The 16,861-nt window shown below is 65.3% G+C and carries 17 protein-coding genes; 8 read left to right on the forward strand and 9 right to left on the reverse strand.

Annotated elements, in window-relative coordinates; translation table 11 throughout:
- The first annotated feature begins 263 nt into the window (after positions 1 to 263).
- Entirely contained in the window at positions 264 to 1,532 is a 1,269-nt protein-coding gene (locus EH231_RS11365; RefSeq protein ID WP_124712444.1) for an MFS transporter, read from the forward strand.
- Here the strand turns inward: EH231_RS11365 and EH231_RS11370 are convergent.
- Entirely contained in the window at positions 1,517 to 2,737 is a 1,221-nt protein-coding gene (locus EH231_RS11370; RefSeq protein ID WP_124712445.1) for a low temperature requirement protein A, read from the reverse strand. The genes EH231_RS11365 and EH231_RS11370 overlap by 16 nt on opposite strands.
- Positions 2,738 to 2,940: 203 nt before the next feature.
- On the opposite strand from EH231_RS11370, the gene EH231_RS11375 reads away from it, so the two are divergent.
- Complete coding sequence (locus EH231_RS11375; protein ID WP_090432015.1) at positions 2,941 to 3,528, forward strand: AfsR/SARP family transcriptional regulator; 588 nt, start codon at positions 2,941 to 2,943, stop codon at positions 3,526 to 3,528.
- Between the two features lie 136 nt (positions 3,529 to 3,664).
- Here the strand turns inward: EH231_RS11375 and EH231_RS11380 are convergent, their stop codons facing one another.
- From EH231_RS11380 to EH231_RS11400, 5 genes are all read right to left on the reverse strand, one after another.
- Positions 3,665 to 4,312, reverse strand: coding sequence for a twin-arginine translocation pathway signal (locus EH231_RS11380; protein WP_090432016.1), 648 nt, complete (start codon positions 4,310 to 4,312; stop codon positions 3,665 to 3,667).
- A complete protein-coding gene (locus tag EH231_RS11385) occupies positions 4,309 to 5,217 on the reverse strand; it encodes an Rv1363c family protein (protein ID WP_124712446.1) in 909 nt (302 codons plus the stop codon). Before EH231_RS11385 ends, EH231_RS11380 begins: the two co-directional genes overlap by 4 nt.
- A gap of 143 nt (positions 5,218 to 5,360) precedes the next feature.
- The gene (locus tag EH231_RS11390) at positions 5,361 to 6,839 is read right to left on the reverse strand and encodes a FadD3 family acyl-CoA ligase (protein WP_241177928.1); all 1,479 of its coding nucleotides are present in this window, start codon (positions 6,837 to 6,839) and stop codon (positions 5,361 to 5,363) included.
- Positions 6,840 to 6,878: 39 nt separating this feature from the next.
- Complete coding sequence (locus EH231_RS11395) at positions 6,879 to 8,069, reverse strand: amidohydrolase family protein (protein ID WP_090432022.1); 1,191 nt, start codon at positions 8,067 to 8,069, stop codon at positions 6,879 to 6,881.
- A gap of 79 nt (positions 8,070 to 8,148) precedes the next feature.
- Positions 8,149 to 9,720, reverse strand: a complete 1,572-nt coding sequence (locus EH231_RS11400; RefSeq protein WP_090432023.1) for an AMP-binding protein — start codon at positions 9,718 to 9,720, stop codon at positions 8,149 to 8,151.
- 58 nt (positions 9,721 to 9,778) lie between these two features.
- Between EH231_RS11400 and EH231_RS11405 the strand changes: the two genes are divergently transcribed.
- Entirely contained in the window at positions 9,779 to 10,495 is a 717-nt protein-coding gene (locus EH231_RS11405; RefSeq protein WP_124712448.1) for an enoyl-CoA hydratase/isomerase family protein, read from the forward strand.
- Positions 10,496 to 10,520: 25 nt separating this feature from the next.
- Here EH231_RS11405 and EH231_RS11410 read toward each other — a convergent pair whose 3' ends face one another.
- A complete protein-coding gene (locus tag EH231_RS11410) occupies positions 10,521 to 11,048 on the reverse strand; it encodes a VOC family protein (RefSeq protein WP_124712449.1) in 528 nt (175 codons plus the stop codon).
- 147 nt (positions 11,049 to 11,195) lie between these two features.
- On the opposite strand from EH231_RS11410, the gene EH231_RS11415 reads away from it, so the two are divergent.
- Positions 11,196 to 12,350: a thiolase family protein gene (locus tag EH231_RS11415; protein WP_090435286.1), complete on the forward strand. Its 1,155-nt coding sequence runs from the start codon at positions 11,196 to 11,198 to the stop codon at positions 12,348 to 12,350.
- Between the two features lie 78 nt (positions 12,351 to 12,428).
- On the opposite strand, the gene EH231_RS11420 is transcribed toward EH231_RS11415, so the two are convergent.
- A complete protein-coding gene (locus EH231_RS11420) occupies positions 12,429 to 13,034 on the reverse strand; it encodes a TetR/AcrR family transcriptional regulator (RefSeq protein ID WP_090435284.1) in 606 nt (201 codons plus the stop codon).
- A 191-nt stretch (positions 13,035 to 13,225) separates the two neighbouring features.
- Between EH231_RS11420 and EH231_RS11425 the strand changes: the two genes are divergently transcribed.
- The 3 genes from EH231_RS11425 to EH231_RS11435 all read left to right on the forward strand — a co-directional run bounded on the left by EH231_RS11425 (position 13,226) and on the right by EH231_RS11435 (position 15,612).
- Complete coding sequence (locus EH231_RS11425; RefSeq protein WP_124712450.1) at positions 13,226 to 14,518, forward strand: cytochrome P450; 1,293 nt, start codon at positions 13,226 to 13,228, stop codon at positions 14,516 to 14,518.
- A gap of 170 nt (positions 14,519 to 14,688) precedes the next feature.
- The gene (locus tag EH231_RS11430; RefSeq protein WP_124712451.1) at positions 14,689 to 15,162 is read left to right on the forward strand and encodes a hypothetical protein; all 474 of its coding nucleotides are present in this window, start codon (positions 14,689 to 14,691) and stop codon (positions 15,160 to 15,162) included.
- A 3-nt stretch (positions 15,163 to 15,165) separates the two neighbouring features.
- A complete protein-coding gene (locus EH231_RS11435) occupies positions 15,166 to 15,612 on the forward strand; it encodes an Rv2576c family protein (RefSeq protein WP_124712452.1) in 447 nt (148 codons plus the stop codon).
- Positions 15,613 to 15,707: 95 nt separating this feature from the next.
- Here EH231_RS11435 and EH231_RS11440 read toward each other — a convergent pair whose 3' ends face one another.
- Positions 15,708 to 16,079: a hypothetical protein gene (locus EH231_RS11440; protein WP_234927227.1), complete on the reverse strand. Its 372-nt coding sequence runs from the start codon at positions 16,077 to 16,079 to the stop codon at positions 15,708 to 15,710.
- A gap of 213 nt (positions 16,080 to 16,292) precedes the next feature.
- Here EH231_RS11440 and EH231_RS11445 point away from each other — a divergent pair, with 213 nt between their 5' ends.
- On the forward strand, positions 16,293 to 16,802 hold the full coding sequence (locus EH231_RS11445) for an Rv2253/PknI dimerization domain-containing protein (protein WP_090435270.1): 510 nt from the start codon (positions 16,293 to 16,295) through the stop codon (positions 16,800 to 16,802).
- The last annotated feature ends 59 nt before the right edge of the window (positions 16,803 to 16,861 follow it).

Consider the following 16,861-nt stretch of genomic DNA (forward strand, 5'->3'; position numbering starts at 1 on the left):
GATTAATACCGCGAGCGAATTTACACCTGGATGTCTCGATCATCGATGGACTCGGCACGCACGCCGCTTATCAGCGCATATATCGCAACACTGGTCACAAGCCTTACGCGAGACTGCATTTTCAGCCAACTCCGCGAATCGGGGGAAAGCCGGCCGCGGGACCATATTCACAGCCGCCACAAAGAAGTCCGTTCGCTTCGGCGCCCGCGGTGCGAGAGCATGTACGTCTGCCCCGAGAAACACATTTGGCGAAAGGTGCCCGCGTGCGTCCCTGGATCGTTTGGGCCACCGGACTACTCGCCTACATCATCGCCGTCCTCGACCGCACAACCCTCGGCGTCTCGGGTCTCCAGGCCGCAGACAGATTTGCCGCGAGCCCGGGGGTGCTGTCCACGTTCGTCGTGCTGCAGGTGGTCGTGTACGCCGCGGCTCAGGTTCCGGCCGGATTGCTGTTGGACCGCTTCGGTTCCCGTGTGCTCATCGTCTGCGGGGCCGCGCTGATGACCGCCGGCCAGCTCGTCCTCGCACTCAGCGAGTCGCTGCCCGCGGCGATCGGCGCACGGGCGATCGTCGGCTTGGGTGACGCGCTGACCTTCATCTCGGTTCTCCGCCTGGTGCCGTACTGGTTCGAGCCGGCTCGCGTACCGCTGGTGGCCCAGTTGACCGGGATCTGCGGCCAGCTCGGCCAGGTCCTGTCGGCAGTCCCGTTCCTCGCGATCCTCACCGGCTCAGGGTGGACGCCGGCGTATCTGTCGGTCGCCGCGTTCGGACTTGTCGTGATCGTGTTGGCACTGGCCCTGATCCGCAACACCCCACCCGGTTCGGCGAAGACATCCGAGCCGATCTCCCTGCACACCACGCTGTCTCGTATCAAGACCGTCTGGCTGCGGCCCGGCACGAGGCTCGGATTCTTCACCCATATGGGCACCCAGTTCTCGGTCACGGTGTTCGCGCTGATGTGGGGAGTGCCTTATCTGACCGTGGCGCAGGGACTTTCGGAGACGGCGGCGGGGACCCTGCTGACCGTCTCGGTGGTGGCAGCCATCACTGCCGGAATCATGATCGGCGTGTTCACGGGCCGCCATCCGCACCGTAGGTCGCGCCTGGTGCTGTGGATCATCGCCAGTAACGCCCTGGTGTGGACCGTGGTCCTGGCCCTCCCCGGCCCGGCGCCGGTGTGGTTGTTGGTGGTACTCATCGTCGTCATCTCGGTCGGCGGTCCCGGTTCGATGGTCGGCTTCGACTTCGCCCGCACCTTCAACCCGAGCCACACTCTCGGTACCGCCCAGGGCATGGTGAACATGGGTGGCTTCGTGGCGGCACTACTGGTGATGCAGGCCATGGGCCTGATCCTGTCCGGTACCGACAGCTACTCGTTCGCGTCGTTCCGCCTGGCGTGGTCGGTGCAGTACGTGGTGTGGATCCTTGCCACGATCGGAATCCTGATCACCCGCAGCAAGACCCGCCGGCTGCTGGCGGCCGAACAGGAACGAATGCTGTTGGAGAGCTTCGAAACTCACCCCGGGCGGTGAACGTCCAGACGCCGACCGACGATCTCGGCGGCGTGCCGGTGCCCGACCGCCTCGAACCCGACGACCACCACCACAGGGGCCGCGGTCACGACCAGAAGACACACCGCCATCGACGTCCCGCCCGCTGCCAGCGCCACTGCGGCCACGAGCACCGCCGCGGCCAGCACCAGCAACAGTGCGTGCAGCAGATCGAAATCGCCGACCAGAAGTGAGTAGATGACGAACATCGCGGCCAGGTAGATGCCGACCGGAATCGCCACTGCCAGCACGGTGTCGACGGAATCCAGCTTCGATTGACCGTCGACGTAATAGGCCGCCACGTGTAATCCGGCGCCGGTGGCCACGATCGCCGCGTACACCGCCAGGTGCAGATATCCGTACCAGAACGAGAGCCTGCGCTGGGCATGCAGCAATGCGCCGGCCGGCACCAGGAAGTACACCCACCACATCCCGAAGGTGAGCCCGATTCCGGAGGCTACGAGCAGGATGGCGTCGGTGGACCAGCCGTGCTCCCCCACCGCCGCCGTCAGGGACGCCACCGTGCCGACCACACCTTCGCCCAACGCGATGATCGCGAGCAGTCCGTAGCGCTCGGCGACGTGGTGGGCGTGCCACGGGGTGCCACCCATCAGCCGCTCGGCCAGGATCGGTCCGCTGATCTCCACGACCATCAGTACCAGGGCGGTGACGAAGAAGACCGTCAGCGAGGTCGATACGAAGATCTGCGCCACCCATCCGATCTGGGCGACCACAACCGCGGACGCGTAGGTCAGACAAGCCCGCCTGCGCGGCGGATCCTGCACCGCAGCGCGTAACCACTGCCCCACCAACGCGATTCGCATCACCACATAGCCGGCCACCATCACCACGTTGTCGACGTGCCCGCCGTGTTCGATGGAGGCGAAAACCGGGGGAATGCCCAGCGCGAGGATGATGACGCCGACCATCTGCAGCATCGTCATCACCCGGTAGATCCAGTCGTCGGTGTCGTAGGCGGACGCGAACCAGGTGAAGTTCATCCACGCCCACCAGATCGCGAACGCCGCGAACCCGAAACCCGCCAGCCCGGCCGACACGTGACCCTCGGCCATCAGATGCGCGAATTGCGCGGCCGCCACCCCGAAGGCGATCACAAAGGTCAGGTCGAACAGCAATTCCAGCGGGGTCGCCACCCGGTGCTGCTCGTGCGGGTCACGTCCGGCCATCCGGCTCAACCGGTGCGTTTGAACCGGACTCGGTCTGTCCTCGTTCACACTTATATGTCCCTTCGTCGCCAGATTTCACCGCAATTCCATCGCATCGGCGCGCCGGACCACGGATTGCCCACGGCGTGGTGGAAGAAATGTGCGCCAAATACAGGTAGTGCACTACTGATGTCAGGGCCGCAGCCAGGCTCGAGGATGAGCGTGTGTCCAAGCAATTCACGCTGAACCTCCTCGGCGAGTTCGCCGTCTACCGCGACATGGAGCCGTTGGTGCTACCGCCGTCATGTCGCCGGTTGGTGGCATTGGCTGCGGTGAAGCGCCGCGAGCTGCACCGCAGCTGGGTCTGCGACCTGCTGTGGCCGGACAGCCCGCCCCACAAGGCGGTGTCCTCGCTGCGATCCGCGCTGTGGCGATTGCGACCGCTGGGGGCCGACACCCTGCTGGTCGTGCGACACCAGTACGTCAGCCTGGCGCCCGAGGTGAAGGTCGACTGGCACGAGGCGCTCGCTCAGCACGAGGCGATGACCTTGATCGACGGCCGACCTGTACCCGCGTTCACCCATCCCGCCCTGCACCGGCTGGTTCGGAGCGGTGACCTGCTCGAAGGCTGGTCCGACTCCTGGTGTGTCGCTGAGCGCGACCGCTGCCGGGCCGTCAAGAGGTCCGTCCTGGACTCGCCCGAGGGGGCCACCCCAAGGCAGGTAACGCACTACGCAGGCCCAGGCGCACCGCACCGCCCCGGCTCGCTCGGGGGGCGGCACCACAACGACAACGCCGGGTGCCTGCCATGAGTGCGGTACTGCTCTGCCTCGTCGTGATCAGCGCACTGGTCACCGCGTTGGCGGTACACGAACTCCAGACGTGGCTGGAGCGGTGGGCGTACGAACGGCACGCTCAGGACTGACGCGCGTTCGGCTGGAGGCGCTGCTACACCGGGTCGAACGACGAGATCAACCAGTTGCCGTCGATCTTGTTCATCCCGACCTTGACCGCGCTCGCCGCGAAGCTCCCGTTCGGATTCTCGGCGCTGGTGGTGGCCTGGTTGACGAACACCAGCACCACCGCTGAATCCGGATGGATCTCGGAGACGGCCGAGCGCACGACTGCTGCCGTGGTCTTGACCGACTTCTGCTTGGCAGCGGGGGCGACGATCTCCTGCGTGAACTGGGTGTAGTACGACAGGAAATCTCCGGTCAGGTGCGACTTGGCCGCGGAGAAATCTCGGTCGAGACTGTCCGGTGCGTAGGTGAGCAGGGCCGTCGTGCCTTCGCTGGCAGCCTTGAGCACCGTCGCCGACGCCGCCTCACCGGTCTGCTGGTCGACGCGGAACTGCGCGAAGTACAGCCACCCGGCCAGGGCCGCGGACGCGATCAGCGCCACCACCAGAGCCAGCGGGAACCACAGCCTGGTCAGCGTCTGCCGCCACCCGCGGGCCGGCTCGGCGACAGCCACGTCGCTGTCGGCCGGATCAGCCTCGGCTGCGACCTGCTCCTCGCCGGCATCAGCGGTGTCTTCCGGCTCGACGGTCGTCTCGGCGTCGTTCTCGGTCTCTTTGATGTCCTGGTCCAGGGTCACGGCACGAACTCGACTTTCGACAGCTTGATCTGGTCACCTTCGCGGACCATGTCGACGGCCACCCGCCATGGACGCGGTTGCTTGTTGGCACCGGTGGTGTTGGTGACCTGAGTGTTGACGGCGACCAGGACGACAGCGTTGTTGTCGCTCATGGTGTCGACGGCGGCGGCGGTCACGTTCGCCTCGGTCACCACCTTTGCGTCCTGGGCCAGCTTGACGAAGTCCTTCGACTGCGCCTCGAAGTCCTCCCGGAACTCGCCCGTCGAGTTGTCGAGGATGTTCTTGACGGCATCTTGGGCGTGGTTGAAGTCCAGGGACATGAGGGTCACGACGGTTTGGCGGGCCGCCGCGGTGTATTCGGCCGCCATCTGCTGGCGATGCTCGGCCTGCCGGTGGTGCCAGATCATCCAGCCGCTGACGCCGAGCAACGCGGCGATGACGATGAGTGTCAGGCAGCTCGCGAGGACCTTCCAGAACAGACGCGAAACCCGTACCCGCGGCAGGCGGCGGGCCGACCTGCCCTCTCCCGCGCCGGCCTCTACGTCGACCTTCGGCTCCGCTTCCTCCAGCGGCTCGGCCTCAACAGCCTCCGCCTCTGTGTCGACGCCGGTGGTCTCGGTGATCTCAGGGGTGCCGGCCTCATCGAGACCGGGGGTGTCGGCAGGCTCGGTGGCCGGCACCTCGTCGGCCACATCTTCGGCCACGGTCGCGTCCACGTCGTCCTTGTCGGCGGCAGCCTCATTACGCAGCCGAATGGCGCGGGCTCTTGCCCGCGCGGCGGCCGCCACGGCCTCGGCCTCTGCGGCCTCGGCTTCGGCCTGTTCGGCCAACTTCAGTGCGTCGCTCGGTGACGCGTCATCTTCGCTAGTATCGAGTACCGGCGACGAAGGCTTGCGGGACGGCATGCCGACCTCCTGTCCGTTCAGCAGCCTGCTTAACGAGAATTACGTTATCAGTTTGCGGTAGTGACCCGAGAGTACATCATCGATAGCAGGCGCATAAATGACCATTTACCTGCGGAAATGATGTTTACGCGCTGTGCGCGCACTTAGCCCGGACTCGCCGCAACCCGCGCCTCAAGCTCGTTCTTCATCACCTTGCCGGTGGCATTGAGTGGCAGTTCGTCGAGAAACTCGACATACCGGGGCACCTTGTAGCCAGCCATGCGCTCGCGGCTCCAGCCGATCAATTCCTCGGCCGCGATCGGCGCGGCACCGGGGTCGTCCCGCAGCACCACGAACGCCTTGCCGACCTGGCCCATCCGCTCGTCGGCGACACCGATGACGGCAGCCTGTGCAATCGCCGGATGCTCGAGCAGGAATCCCTCGATCTCGGCCGGGTAGGCATTGAAGCCTCCGACGATGAACATGTCTTTCTTGCGTCCGACGATCCGTAGCCTGCCGGACTCGGTGAACTCGCCGAGATCTCCGGTGTGCAGCCAGCCGTCGGCGTCGATCGCCTCGGCAGTGGCCGCCGGATCGTCCAGGTAGCCCTGCATCACGTTGTAGCCGCGCACCAGCACCTCGGTGTCGTCGGCGATGCGTACGTCGATCCCCGCGCACGGCATCCCGGCGGTGGTGGCCACATCCTCAGCCGAGTCACCTGGCCGTGACAGCGTGACGTTGCCCGCCTCCGTGAGGCCGTAACCGGTCATCAACGTCTGGAACGGCAACTCCTCGCGGATGCGACGCACCAGTTCCACCGGGATGTCAGCGGCACCAGTCACCCCTGCCCGCAGCGTCGCCAGCCGGTCACGGTCTGCGACAGCCAGCAATGAGTGGTAGAGGGTGGGCGGGCCCGGCAGCATCGTGACGCGTTCGCGCTCAATCAGTTCCACCACATCGTCGACGTCGAACACCGCCACCGGCAGCATCGTCGCACCGCGCAGGAAGGACGCCACCAACCCCGCCTTCAACCCGAAGGTGTGGAAGTACGGGTTGATCATCAGGTAGCGATCGCCTTCGCGCAGATCCGCCAGGGTGGCCCACTCCTCGTAGGCCCGCAGCGTCTGGCGATGGTTCATCATCGCGCCCTTGGGCCTGCCCGTGGTGCCCGAGGTGAAGATGACATCGGCGATGTCGGAGGGCTCCACATCGCGGGTGAACGGACTTCCACTACTCAGGAAATCCGACTTGAGATCGATGGTCGGAACATCGAGATCGGTCTCGGCGAACGTGAAATCCTGCCCGAGGAAACCGTTTTGGATCATCACCGCCTTGGCGCCGCTGCGCACCACCACGTCGGCGGCCTCTTCGGCCTTGAACCGCGTGTTGACCGGGACCAGGACGCCGCCGGCGGCCATGATCCCGAATGCGGCGATGACCCACCCGGCTGAATTGGGAGCCCAAACCGCAACCCGGTCCCCCTTGTCCACGCCGAACTCGGCGAACGCACCCGAGGCTTTGCGGATGCGCTCGGCGAGTTGGGTGAAGGTCAGACGCAGCGGACCGTCGGCCCCGGCCGGATTGTCGCCATAGTCGACGACCGCCTCCGTGTCACCGAAACGGTCCGCTGCACTCAAGACCATCTCGGGGATGGTCTGCCACTGATTGATGTGATCGGCCCCTCAGAGCGTGACCAGGCGGCCCAAGTTGCCGCCCATGATCTTGGCCTGGTCCTCGACGGCCAGGTGCTCGAGCGCGGTCACGTAGTGGGTCGGTTCGGCCAGGCCCTCCGGGTGCGGCCAGTCGGAGCCGTAGAGCACCTGGTCCACACCGATCAGGTTGATCAGGTCGTCGATGCCCTCTTCGTAGAACGGGCTGACGTAGATGCGGTTCTTGATCTCCTCGATCGGGTTGCCCAGGAACGCTTCTGGCGCCTTCTTGTACACCTCGGCCATGGAATCCAGAAGCGGGAACATCCACTTCGAGCCGGCTTCGACGATGCCCACCTTGAGCTTCGGATGGCGGAACAGCGCACCGTGGATCACCCAGGAGGCCACCGCATCCTGGATCGGGCGCCACTCGTTGAGGATCGACATGGCGTTGGTCTGGAACGGCAGCATCTCCTGCACTGTGCCGTCCCATTCCGAGGTGTAGCGGGAGTAGCCGCTGTCGGAGGAGTGCATGCCGACGAACAGGTCGTACTCGACGCAGCGCTCCCAGAAGGGGTCGAACTCGGGCAGCGCGAACGAGCGCGGGCCACGGAAGCCGGGCACCGGGGCCGGGCGGATCAGGATGGCGCGGGCGCCTCGCTTGACCGCCCACTCCAGCTCTTCGATCGCCTTCTCGACGATCGGCAGGGTGATGACAGGGGTGGTGAAGATGCGGTTCTGGTAGTTGAAGCCCCAGACCTCATCCAGCCACTGGTTGAGCGAGTGGACGATGACGTGGATGGCGACCGGATTGTCGCGTAGTCGCTCCTCGATGAGGCTGGCCAGCGTCGGGAACATCAGGCTGCGGTCGACGCCGAGTTCGTTCATCAGCTCCAGACGCGGCTCCGGCTCGAAGAACGCAGGGATGGACCGCATCGGCTCACCGAACAGCTCGCGCTTGCTCTTGCCGTCCGGGTTGCCGAACTTGAAGTACTCCTCCCAGGCACCCGGCTTGGCGACATGCGAGAACGTGGGGTTCGGGATGTAGTTGCTGATGTGGCCGTCAATCGCGATCTTGGTGCGGCCGTTGACCTCGACGTACTGGACGATGTCCTTGTACTCCTTGGGGAGGTACTTGGTCATCGCCTCCGGCGGCTCGTAGAGGTGGTTGTCCGCGTCGAACAGCGGAAACGGAATGTCGACCCTATGCGACAGTTGTCCCATGGAAAACTCCTTTGCAATTCGAGAGAATCATATTCTCACTTGATACCTGCCGCAATGCCCAGCCCGGCCCGAGGGCTGCTCACCGGGCGATTGCAGCAATCTCCTGACGGATGACGAACTTCTGAACCTTGCCGCTGGCCGTGCGGGGAAACTCTTCGGCCTGATGTAGCTCTTCCGGCCATTTCTGCCTGGCCACCCCGCATGACTCGAAATGCGCCCGCACCTGATCGAGGGTGGGCATCGTGCCGCCATCGCGCACCCGAAGAACCGCGGCCACCCTCTCGCCCAGCCGCGCGTCCGGTGCGGCCACCACGATCGCCTCGATCACATCGGGCAGGCCGAGCAGCACCTCCTCCACCTCCAGCGCGCTGATGTTCTCGCCGCCCCGGATGATGAGGTCGGTGGTCCGGTCGGTGATGGTCAGGTACCCGTCGTCATCGAGCACTCCGATGTCGCCCGTTCGATACCAGCCGTCGGAGTCGAAATGCTTTGCGGTGAGGGCATCGTCGGTATAGCCGAGGCACAGATCCGGTCCACGGCTGTAGATCTCTCCGTCCGGCCCGAGCCGGATCTCCACGCCCGGACGCACATTGCCGTCGGTGTACAGACGCTTGGCCTCGGGCGCGCCTGCACCGGATCCGGTGATCGACGGATGTTCGGTGCTGCCGTAGGAACGGAAGACGAACAGGCCCAGATCGGCCAGTCGCCGGGTGACGGCTGCTGGCACGGTCGAGCCGCCCAGACCGACAGTGGTGAACCGGGCCAGATGACGTTCGCTGAACTGCGGATGGTCCATCAGGCTGGTGACGAAATACGGTGGCCCGCCACCGATCGACAGTTCGTCACGCTCGATCAACTCCAGCACCTTGCCCGGATCCCAGACGTCGCACAGGTCGATCGGGGCACCCTCCAGCACCGGGATCAGGAACGCGCCGAGCATGCCGATGAAGTGGCCGACGGGTGTGGCGGTGAGCTGACGACCCCGGTCCGGTGGGTAGTTCTCCAGCAACTGGCGGGTTTCGAAGCCCAGCGTCTGATGGCTGTGGACAACACCTTTGGGCTCGCGGGTGGTACCGGAGGTGAAGGCGATCAGGGCCGGCGCCGCCGGATCCGCGGTCAGGGTGCCGCTCATCGGCTCGTCGGCGAGGAGATCGGTGAACGAGCTGTGCCGAGGCTCCTCGCGCGGACCCTCGTCGGCACCGACCAGACCCACGATCGGGACATCGGCACACAGATCGGGCTCGAACTTCATCCGGCCGAATTGCTCGGTGGTGATGAACACCTTCGGCCTCGCCGTGGCCATGATGTGGCCGAGTTCCTTGCGTCCGTAGAAGTGCACGATCGGCACCGTCACGGCTCCGAGGAATGCCGAGGCCCAGAACGCGGCCGCGGCCTCCATCCAGTTCGGCAGTTGCAGGGCCACGACGTCGCCGGGTCCGACCCCGCGATCGCGAAGCCCGGCGGCCAGGCGCCGCGCGGTGCGCTCGACCTCGCCGAAGGTGCCCTGGTACGGACGGGTCGCGGAGTGCACGTAGAACCCGGCATCAGGGCTGGCGGCCAAACCGTCGGCCAACATCTGGCCCAGGGTTTCAGGCCGCCACCAGCCTTCTTCGACGTACCGTTTGGTCAGCTCAACGGGGATGTCGCGCACAACGGTGATGTTATTCTCATCAAACGAGAATGCCAATCCCGGAACTGGAGAACGTTTGATGGTCGACCTCGAAATCGACGGCGAACTGGCGGTCATCACGATCGACCGCCCGCAGGCGCGCAACGCCATCTCGCTGGACACCATGGATGCGCTGAACAAGGCCCTGGACGGCGCCGCCGGCGCGTCCGCCCTGGTGATCACCGGCGGCGGCGACCGCGCCTTCGTCTCCGGGGGCGACCTCAAGGAACTGGCAGCACTGCGCACCGAACTCGAGGCGTCCGAGATGGCTTGGCGGATGCGCACGATCTGCGACCGGATCGCGGGTTTCGACGGACCGGTCGTCGCAGCGCTCAACGGCCACGCCCTGGGCGGCGGGGCCGAGGTCGCCGTGGCGGCAGACATCCGCATCGCCGCCGATGACATCAAGATCGGGTTCAACCAGGTCGCCCTGGCGATCATGCCCGCGTGGGGCGGGGCCGAACGGCTGGCCACCCTGGTTGGCCGCAGCCGGGCGCTGCTACTGGCCGGAACCGGTCGCCTCCTCGGTGCACGCGAGGCCGAACAGGTCGGTCTGATCGACCAGGTCGTCCCCCGGGCCGAGTTCGCCGAGACCTGGCGGTCCACGGCGCAGCTTCTGGCCCGGCGTCAGGCCGGCGAGGTCAAGCGGGTGATCAATGGGGTTTCGACCACCGAGGCGGTCGCGGCCTTCGCCCGGCTGTGGTGCTCCGACGAGCACTGGGCCGCCGCGGACAAGGTGATGAACAAGGGCAAATAAGCCCACCGGTGCCGCTGGGCTGTCGTCAGCCGCCGCCCAGCTCCCGGACCGGATCGCCGCCGTCCCAGCCGGCGGCCTGCGCGCGCACATACGCGGCCATACCGGCCGAGGCCTCGGTCAGCTCCATGATCTCGACGATCGAGGCACCCGCCGGCGGTTCGAAGTAGGCGAAACGCACTCCCTCCCGTTCCCCGCCCGACCACACCTGGGGCCAGCCCGCCTCGCCGAGCTTGGCCATCGCCGCATCGAAATCCTCCGCCCAGTAGGCAAGTTGGTGAAAGCCTCCCGCGCCGGAGCCGTCGAGGAACTCGGTGAAGATGCTGGGAGTGTCGTCGAGTTGCTGGATCAACTCGACCTGGAGGTCGCCGCTGTTGGACAGCGCCAGGGACAGTTTCACCTCGCAGGGCGCGCCGCGGTAGGTCACCCGCTGCGGCAGGTCGCGGATCACGAACCACGGGCCGACGCCCATCTTCAGCCAGCCCCCTATCGCCTCGTCCAGATCGGTGACCACGTACCCGATCTGACGGACCTCCCCCGGTAGAACCTCGCTCACGCCGCCTCCATCTGTCCATACCGTCTCAACTGCCCCAGCGAGCGTACCGAGAGCCGGTTCTCACTAGACGAGAATTGCATTTCCAGTTATCGTCAGCGACGTGTCAACTCAGAAGGCTCTGGCGCCCGTCTAGAGAGGCCGCGCAACATGAGCAACTCCGCGAATGATGTAGCCATCATCGGCGTCGGCCTGCACCCGTTCGGCCGATTCGACAAAACCGCGATGCAAATGGGCGCCGAGGCAATCCAATTCGCGCTCGAGGATGCGGGCCTGGAGTGGAAGGACATCCAGTTCGGGTTCGGCGGCAGCTATGAGGTGTCGAATCCCGACGCGGTCACCAGGCTGGTCGGGCTGACCGGCATCACGTTCACCAACGTGTTCAACGCATGCGCCACCGCGGCCAGCGCGATCCAGCAGACCGCCGACACGATCCGGCTGGGCAAGTACGACATCGGCATCGCGATCGGCCTGGACAAGCACCCGCGCGGTGCGTTCACCGACGACCCGGCCAAACTCGCTCTGCCGCAGTGGTATGCCGAGAACGGCCAGTTCGTCACCACCAAGTTCTTCGGGATGAAGGCCAACCATTACATCCACAAACACAACATCTCCGAGGAGACGCTGGCGCGGGTGGCCAACAAGAACTTCCGCAACGGTGAGAAGAATCCGAATGCGTTCCGGCGCAAGGAGATCTCGGTCGAGGAGATCATGGCCTCCCCGGTGCTGAACTACCCGCTGCGGCAGTACATGTTCTGCGCACCCGACGAGGGCGCGGCCGCGGTGATCATGTGCCGGGCGGACATCGCACACAAATACACCGACAAACCGGTGTACGTACGGGCCAGCGAGATCCGGACCCGGACGTTCGGCGCTTACGAGGTGCACGGCACCTCGGCGCCGCTCGATGAGGATCCCTCACCGACGGTCTACGCAGCCAAGGCCGCCTATGAGGCCGCGGGCATCGGCCCCGAGGACGTGGACATCGCCCAGTTGCAGGACACCGATGCCGGCGCCGAGGTGATCCACATGGCCGAGACCGGGTTGTGTGCCGATGGCGAGCAGGAGAAGCTGCTGGCCGACGGCGCCACGGAGATCGGCGGGTCGATCCCGGTCAACACCGACGGCGGTCTGATCGCCAACGGCGAGCCCATCGGGGCATCGGGCCTTCGTCAGATGCACGAGCTGGTCAGACAGCTGCGCGGCGAGGCAGGCGAGCGCCAGGTGCCGGGCAATCCCCGAGTCGGCCTGGCTCAGGTCTACGGCGCGCCAGGCACAGCCTCGGCAACGATCCTCTCGCTCTAGTCCCGTTGGCGGCCAGAGGTGAATGTCCCCCGCAACCATCGGTTCGGGGGACGTTCACGCCTCACACAGGGACAGGCTTCAGGCCGGCAGTTCCAGCGGCTGCGGTTCACCTTCCAGACGTCGCAGCCAGTCCTCGCAGAACTTCAGCACCTCGGCGTGACCTGCCGTCATTCCGAGCGCCTGCTCCATGACCATCACCCGCGACACACTGGCCGCGATGAATGTCCACACGATCGGCGGCACCTCGGACGCTTCGACGCCGTACCGCTGCAATGCGCCGTCGATCGCCTTGGTTTCCGCCTCGCGGAACATTTCCGCGTAGCGGCCGATCTCGGCCCGCAGCGCCGGTCGGTGGTTGGCAAGCCCCGTCATCTCCATCGTCAAGCGCGTAGCGCTCGGGTCGGTGCCGAACCGCCACAGCGCCCACAGCGGCTGCGGCGAGTTCAGAGCCTCGGCCTGCGCAGCCAGCCCCTCCTCGGCCCGCCGCACGAACACCGCCAGGAACAGGTCGTCCATGGTGCGGAAGTAGTAGTGCACCAGCTGGGGCTTGAGACCGGCCCGCTCGGCCACCCGGCGAGACGTGACCGCGACGTACCCCTCCTCGATCATCAGCGCCTCGGCAGCGTCGAGCAGCACGATCCGGTTCTTCGCGTCGGGCGCCCCGATCCTTCGCGCCGATGCCATACCCGATCCTCCTCACGACTTGCCCCCGACAACGTCTGGCTGATCGTAACTTCAGCACAGCCACGCGATCTTGACCCCGACTCTACCGCCATGCTAAGCAGGTGCTCAGCAATTTTCGATAATTCTTCGCGCGGTGCAGCCCGTCGCGAAACCACCGCAGCGCATATCGATTTCGGGAGGCAGCGCACATCATGAGCGATTCCGGCACGACCAACTACGACACAGTCGACTACTTCACCGACCAATCGCTGGTTCCCGACCCGCACCCGTACTTCGATCACCTGCGCAGCAAGTGTCCGGTCGTGAAGGAACCGAACTACGGCGTCCTGGCGATCACCGGGTTCGAAGAAGCCACCACTGTCCTCAAGGACACCGAGCTGTTCTCGTCGTGCATCGCCGTGGCCGGCCCGTTCCCGCCGCTGCCGTTCACCCCCGAAGGTTCGGACATCACCGAGCAGATTGCGGAGCACCGGCCCCAGATGCCGATGTTCGAGCACATGGTGACGATGGACCCTCCTGACCACACCAACGCCCGTTCCCTGCTCAATCGGCTGCTGACACCGCGCCGGTTGAAGGAGAACGAAGACTTCATGTGGCGGCTGGCAGATCAGTGCCTCGACGATTTCATCGCCGACGGCAAGTGTGAGTTCCTCAGCGCCTACGCGAAGCCCTTCTCGCTCCTGGTGATCGCCGACATGCTGGGCGTACCGGAAGAAGACCACGAGGAGTTCCGGACGGTGCTGGGCGCGCCCCGGCCGGGTGCTCAGGTCGGCTCCCTCGACGGCGACCTCGTTTCCAGCAATCCGTTGGAATGGCTCGACGAGAAGTTCATCAGCTACCTGGAGGACCGCCGGAAAGAACCCCGCGACGATGTGCTGACGGCGCTCGCCACGGCGAACTACCCGGACGGTTCCGTACCGCCCGTCATCGAGGTGGTTCGATCCGCGACCTTCCTCTTCGCCGCCGGCCAGGAGACCACCACCAAGCTGCTCTCCGCGTCGCTGCGGGTGCTCGGCGACCGTCCGGACATTCAGCAGGCCCTGCGCGACGACCGCAGCCGCATCCCGACCTTCGTCGAGGAAGCCCTGCGGATGGACGCACCGGTCAAGAGCCAGTTCCGGTTGGCCAAGAAGGACACCAAGCTCGGTGATGTCGACGTGCCTGCCGGCACCACGCTCATGGTGTGCCCCGGCGCGGTGAACCGCGACCCGGTCCGCTTCGAAGATCCGCACACCTTCAGCCTGGATCGCAAGAACGTCCGCGAGCACATCGCATTCGGCCGCGGTGTGCACAGCTGCCCGGGCGGCCCACTGGCCCGCGTCGAGGGCCGGGTGTCGCTGGAGCGGATCCTGGACCGGATGGCTGAGATCGGCATCGACGAGGAGTTCCACGGGCCCGCCGACGATCGTCGCTACAACTACGAGCCGACGTTCATCCTGCGCGGCCTGACCGATCTGCACATCACGTTCAAGCCGGTGCGCTGACGCGATCGCCAGACAGACGAATCCGCGTATCTCGTCTCCGCCGTATTTGCTATTCTCCGATTGCGAGAATCACAATCTCACTGGCGAAGACGAGATTCCGGTTTCGGCACGGTGAAGCCTGATCTCGTTCTATAGTCAGCCGACCAGTGCCGATCCGTGGAGGTGTGCCTGTGAAGTCCAGCTTGATCCGTGTGGCGATGAGCGCCGCGCTCGGGTTGGGGACAGCAATCGCAATGGCACCACCGTCGCAGGCCATGTTTTTCGGCAACTACAGCCTCAACATGCCGGACCGCAGGGACTTCCACACGTGGTTGTGGTCGGCGATCACGCCGTGCCGCGAACCCGGATCCGACTTCAGGCAGAAGGACTGCGTCACCATCATGACCATCCCGCAGCCGGTCGCCAAGGCGGTCTCCAACCGTGGTGACGCGAGGCTGGTCGACGGTCGCTACACCTTGACGATCGATGAGTTCTACGGCCTGCGGTGCGGGGACATCTACTACGGGCCGACCATCCCGACCCACGACGTCTACACGTGGGACGCGAACACACTCACAGGCGAGATGGTCTCCACCTTCGATGCCGGCTGCGACGGCGCTCCCGGCGGCTCCTTCACCTACCCGTTCAGCCTGACGAGGATGTGATCGATGCGCTACCCGACGAGCCGAGCCCTGACCATCGCGACGGCCGCCACCCTGGCGGCCGTCGCAATCGCCACGGCCGCACCGGCATTCGCCGATGATCCGGAACCGGTCGGTCCGCCCCTGCACCACGTGCAGTACACCGTGACCGCTGATGCGCCGTACTGGGCGCACATCTACTACCGCGACACCGATCCCGTGCAGTTCTCGGACTACAGCCACAATCCGTACGAATTCAGCCCGCGGGCCGACGTGGACATCGCGCCGGACAAGCCATGGGTATTCGATGCCATGCTCGCCGATCCCGATCTGTGGGCCATGGTCCTCGTGCAGAGCGGTGAGTCGCCCAACTTTCCGACCCCCGGGTTCAACTGCAAGCTGGCAGTCGACGGTGTGGTGGTGAAGACCAGCAGCGGCCCCAAGGGCGCACTGTGCTCGATCCGGAACTGGTAGGCCTCGGTTCCACAACCTAAACGTCAAAATGCCTGAGGGTGACGCGATTCGCGTCGCCCTCAGGCATTTTCAAACATTTGACTCAGGCGGTCGGATCAGGCGTCGCCGCGGAGCCAGCGCTGCTCGCCGTTCATCGGAACACAGCTCAGGAACAACCCGTCCGGGGCCTGGGCCACCGAATCCAGCTCATTGATGCACAGGCTGTTCTCGTCGCGGATCCCCACCATGGGTGGCGACCGGAACCACCGCGGCTCATAACGCCGCGGCGAGCCGCAGAACACCAGGCGTCCCCATCCGTTGCGCGCGTCGACCCCGAACACGTAGTAGGAGGTGTTGTCGCACGGAGCGCCGAGTACCGCGTTCGGGTTGATACCCGGCGTGCAGAAAGCGTCATTACATGTCTGCGGTCCCGCGTTTGCCTGCGGAGCAGCCAGCATCCCGGCGACAATCATTGAAGCGGTCGCCATCACCGTCACACGCACGTTGCTACTTTCGCATAGCTGGAAATTAAACTCTCAGTTTTGGAGAATATTACTACGAACGACGCGCCGCTGGTCCCCAGGCCGGCAACATGATGGGATGGCCTCGCCGAATCGATCGTGGACCAGACATTGATAGTGATATTCTCCGAAACTGAGAACATGGCTACCGCCTCGTCAGGTCGGCCAGAAGGAGCGTTCATGTCAGTCTCCCGGGTAAGCGCTGGTGCGGTGGCGATCGCCGCTGCGGCAGTTGTCGGCCTGAGCGCCGCCGCCCCCGCCACCGCCGGCGAGCAGTGGGGTATCAACGGCACCTTTGCCACATCGTCCAACGGCGAATGGGCCAAGATCAACGACCGCTACGAGAACCAGCCATCGGTACGTAGCAACTGGACCATCTCGACCCAGTGCATCTCGCCCACCGAATGCAACGGCACGGTGACCAGCGACGCGGGCTGGTCCGCACCGATCTACACAACGAATGGCCTCTGGTACATCAAGCGTGTCGTCCCCAACTGGCGTTTCTGCGCCGACGGCACCCCGGTCGAGGGTATGCAGGTGTACAAGATCTACCCGGTGGGCTTCGACGGCCACGTGGACCTCGCCTCAAGCGAATACACCGGCGAGGACGTGACCATCGGCCCCAGCGGCTCGTGCGGGCGCAATCAGTGGCCAACCGTCCGGATGCCGTTCTACATGCGGCCTGCCTAGCCGAAAACCGAAGAGAGACAAAAGGACTGGCCCCGGACGATTGCCCGGGGCCAGTTCTT

It is taken from the genome of Mycolicibacterium nivoides (genome assembly GCF_003855255.1).
GTDB classification, from domain to species: domain Bacteria; phylum Actinomycetota; class Actinomycetes; order Mycobacteriales; family Mycobacteriaceae; genus Mycobacterium; species Mycobacterium nivoides.

Bases quoted from the DNA above. Each gene is read 5' to 3' on its own strand.
- EH231_RS11425 (WP_124712450.1), top strand. From the start codon at position 13,226: ATGAGCGATTCCGGCACGACCAACTACGACACAGTCGACTACTTCACC.
- EH231_RS11370 (WP_124712445.1), bottom strand. From the start codon at position 2,737: ATGGCCGGACGTGACCCGCACGAGCAGCACCGGGTGGCGACCCCGCTG.
- EH231_RS11445 (WP_090435270.1), top strand. From the start codon at position 16,293: ATGTCAGTCTCCCGGGTAAGCGCTGGTGCGGTGGCGATCGCCGCTGCG.
- EH231_RS11435 (WP_124712452.1), top strand. From the start codon at position 15,166: ATGCGCTACCCGACGAGCCGAGCCCTGACCATCGCGACGGCCGCCACC.
- EH231_RS11405 (WP_124712448.1), top strand. From the start codon at position 9,779: ATGGTCGACCTCGAAATCGACGGCGAACTGGCGGTCATCACGATCGAC.
- EH231_RS11385 (WP_124712446.1), bottom strand. From the start codon at position 5,217: ATGCCGTCCCGCAAGCCTTCGTCGCCGGTACTCGATACTAGCGAAGAT.
- EH231_RS11415 (WP_090435286.1), top strand. From the start codon at position 11,196: ATGAGCAACTCCGCGAATGATGTAGCCATCATCGGCGTCGGCCTGCAC.
- EH231_RS11440 (WP_234927227.1), bottom strand. From the start codon at position 16,079: ATGGCGACCGCTTCAATGATTGTCGCCGGGATGCTGGCTGCTCCGCAG.
- EH231_RS11390 (WP_241177928.1), bottom strand. From the start codon at position 6,839: ATGGTCTTGAGTGCAGCGGACCGTTTCGGTGACACGGAGGCGGTCGTC.
- EH231_RS11395 (WP_090432022.1), bottom strand. From the start codon at position 8,069: ATGGGACAACTGTCGCATAGGGTCGACATTCCGTTTCCGCTGTTCGAC.
- EH231_RS11420 (WP_090435284.1), bottom strand. From the start codon at position 13,034: ATGGCATCGGCGCGAAGGATCGGGGCGCCCGACGCGAAGAACCGGATC.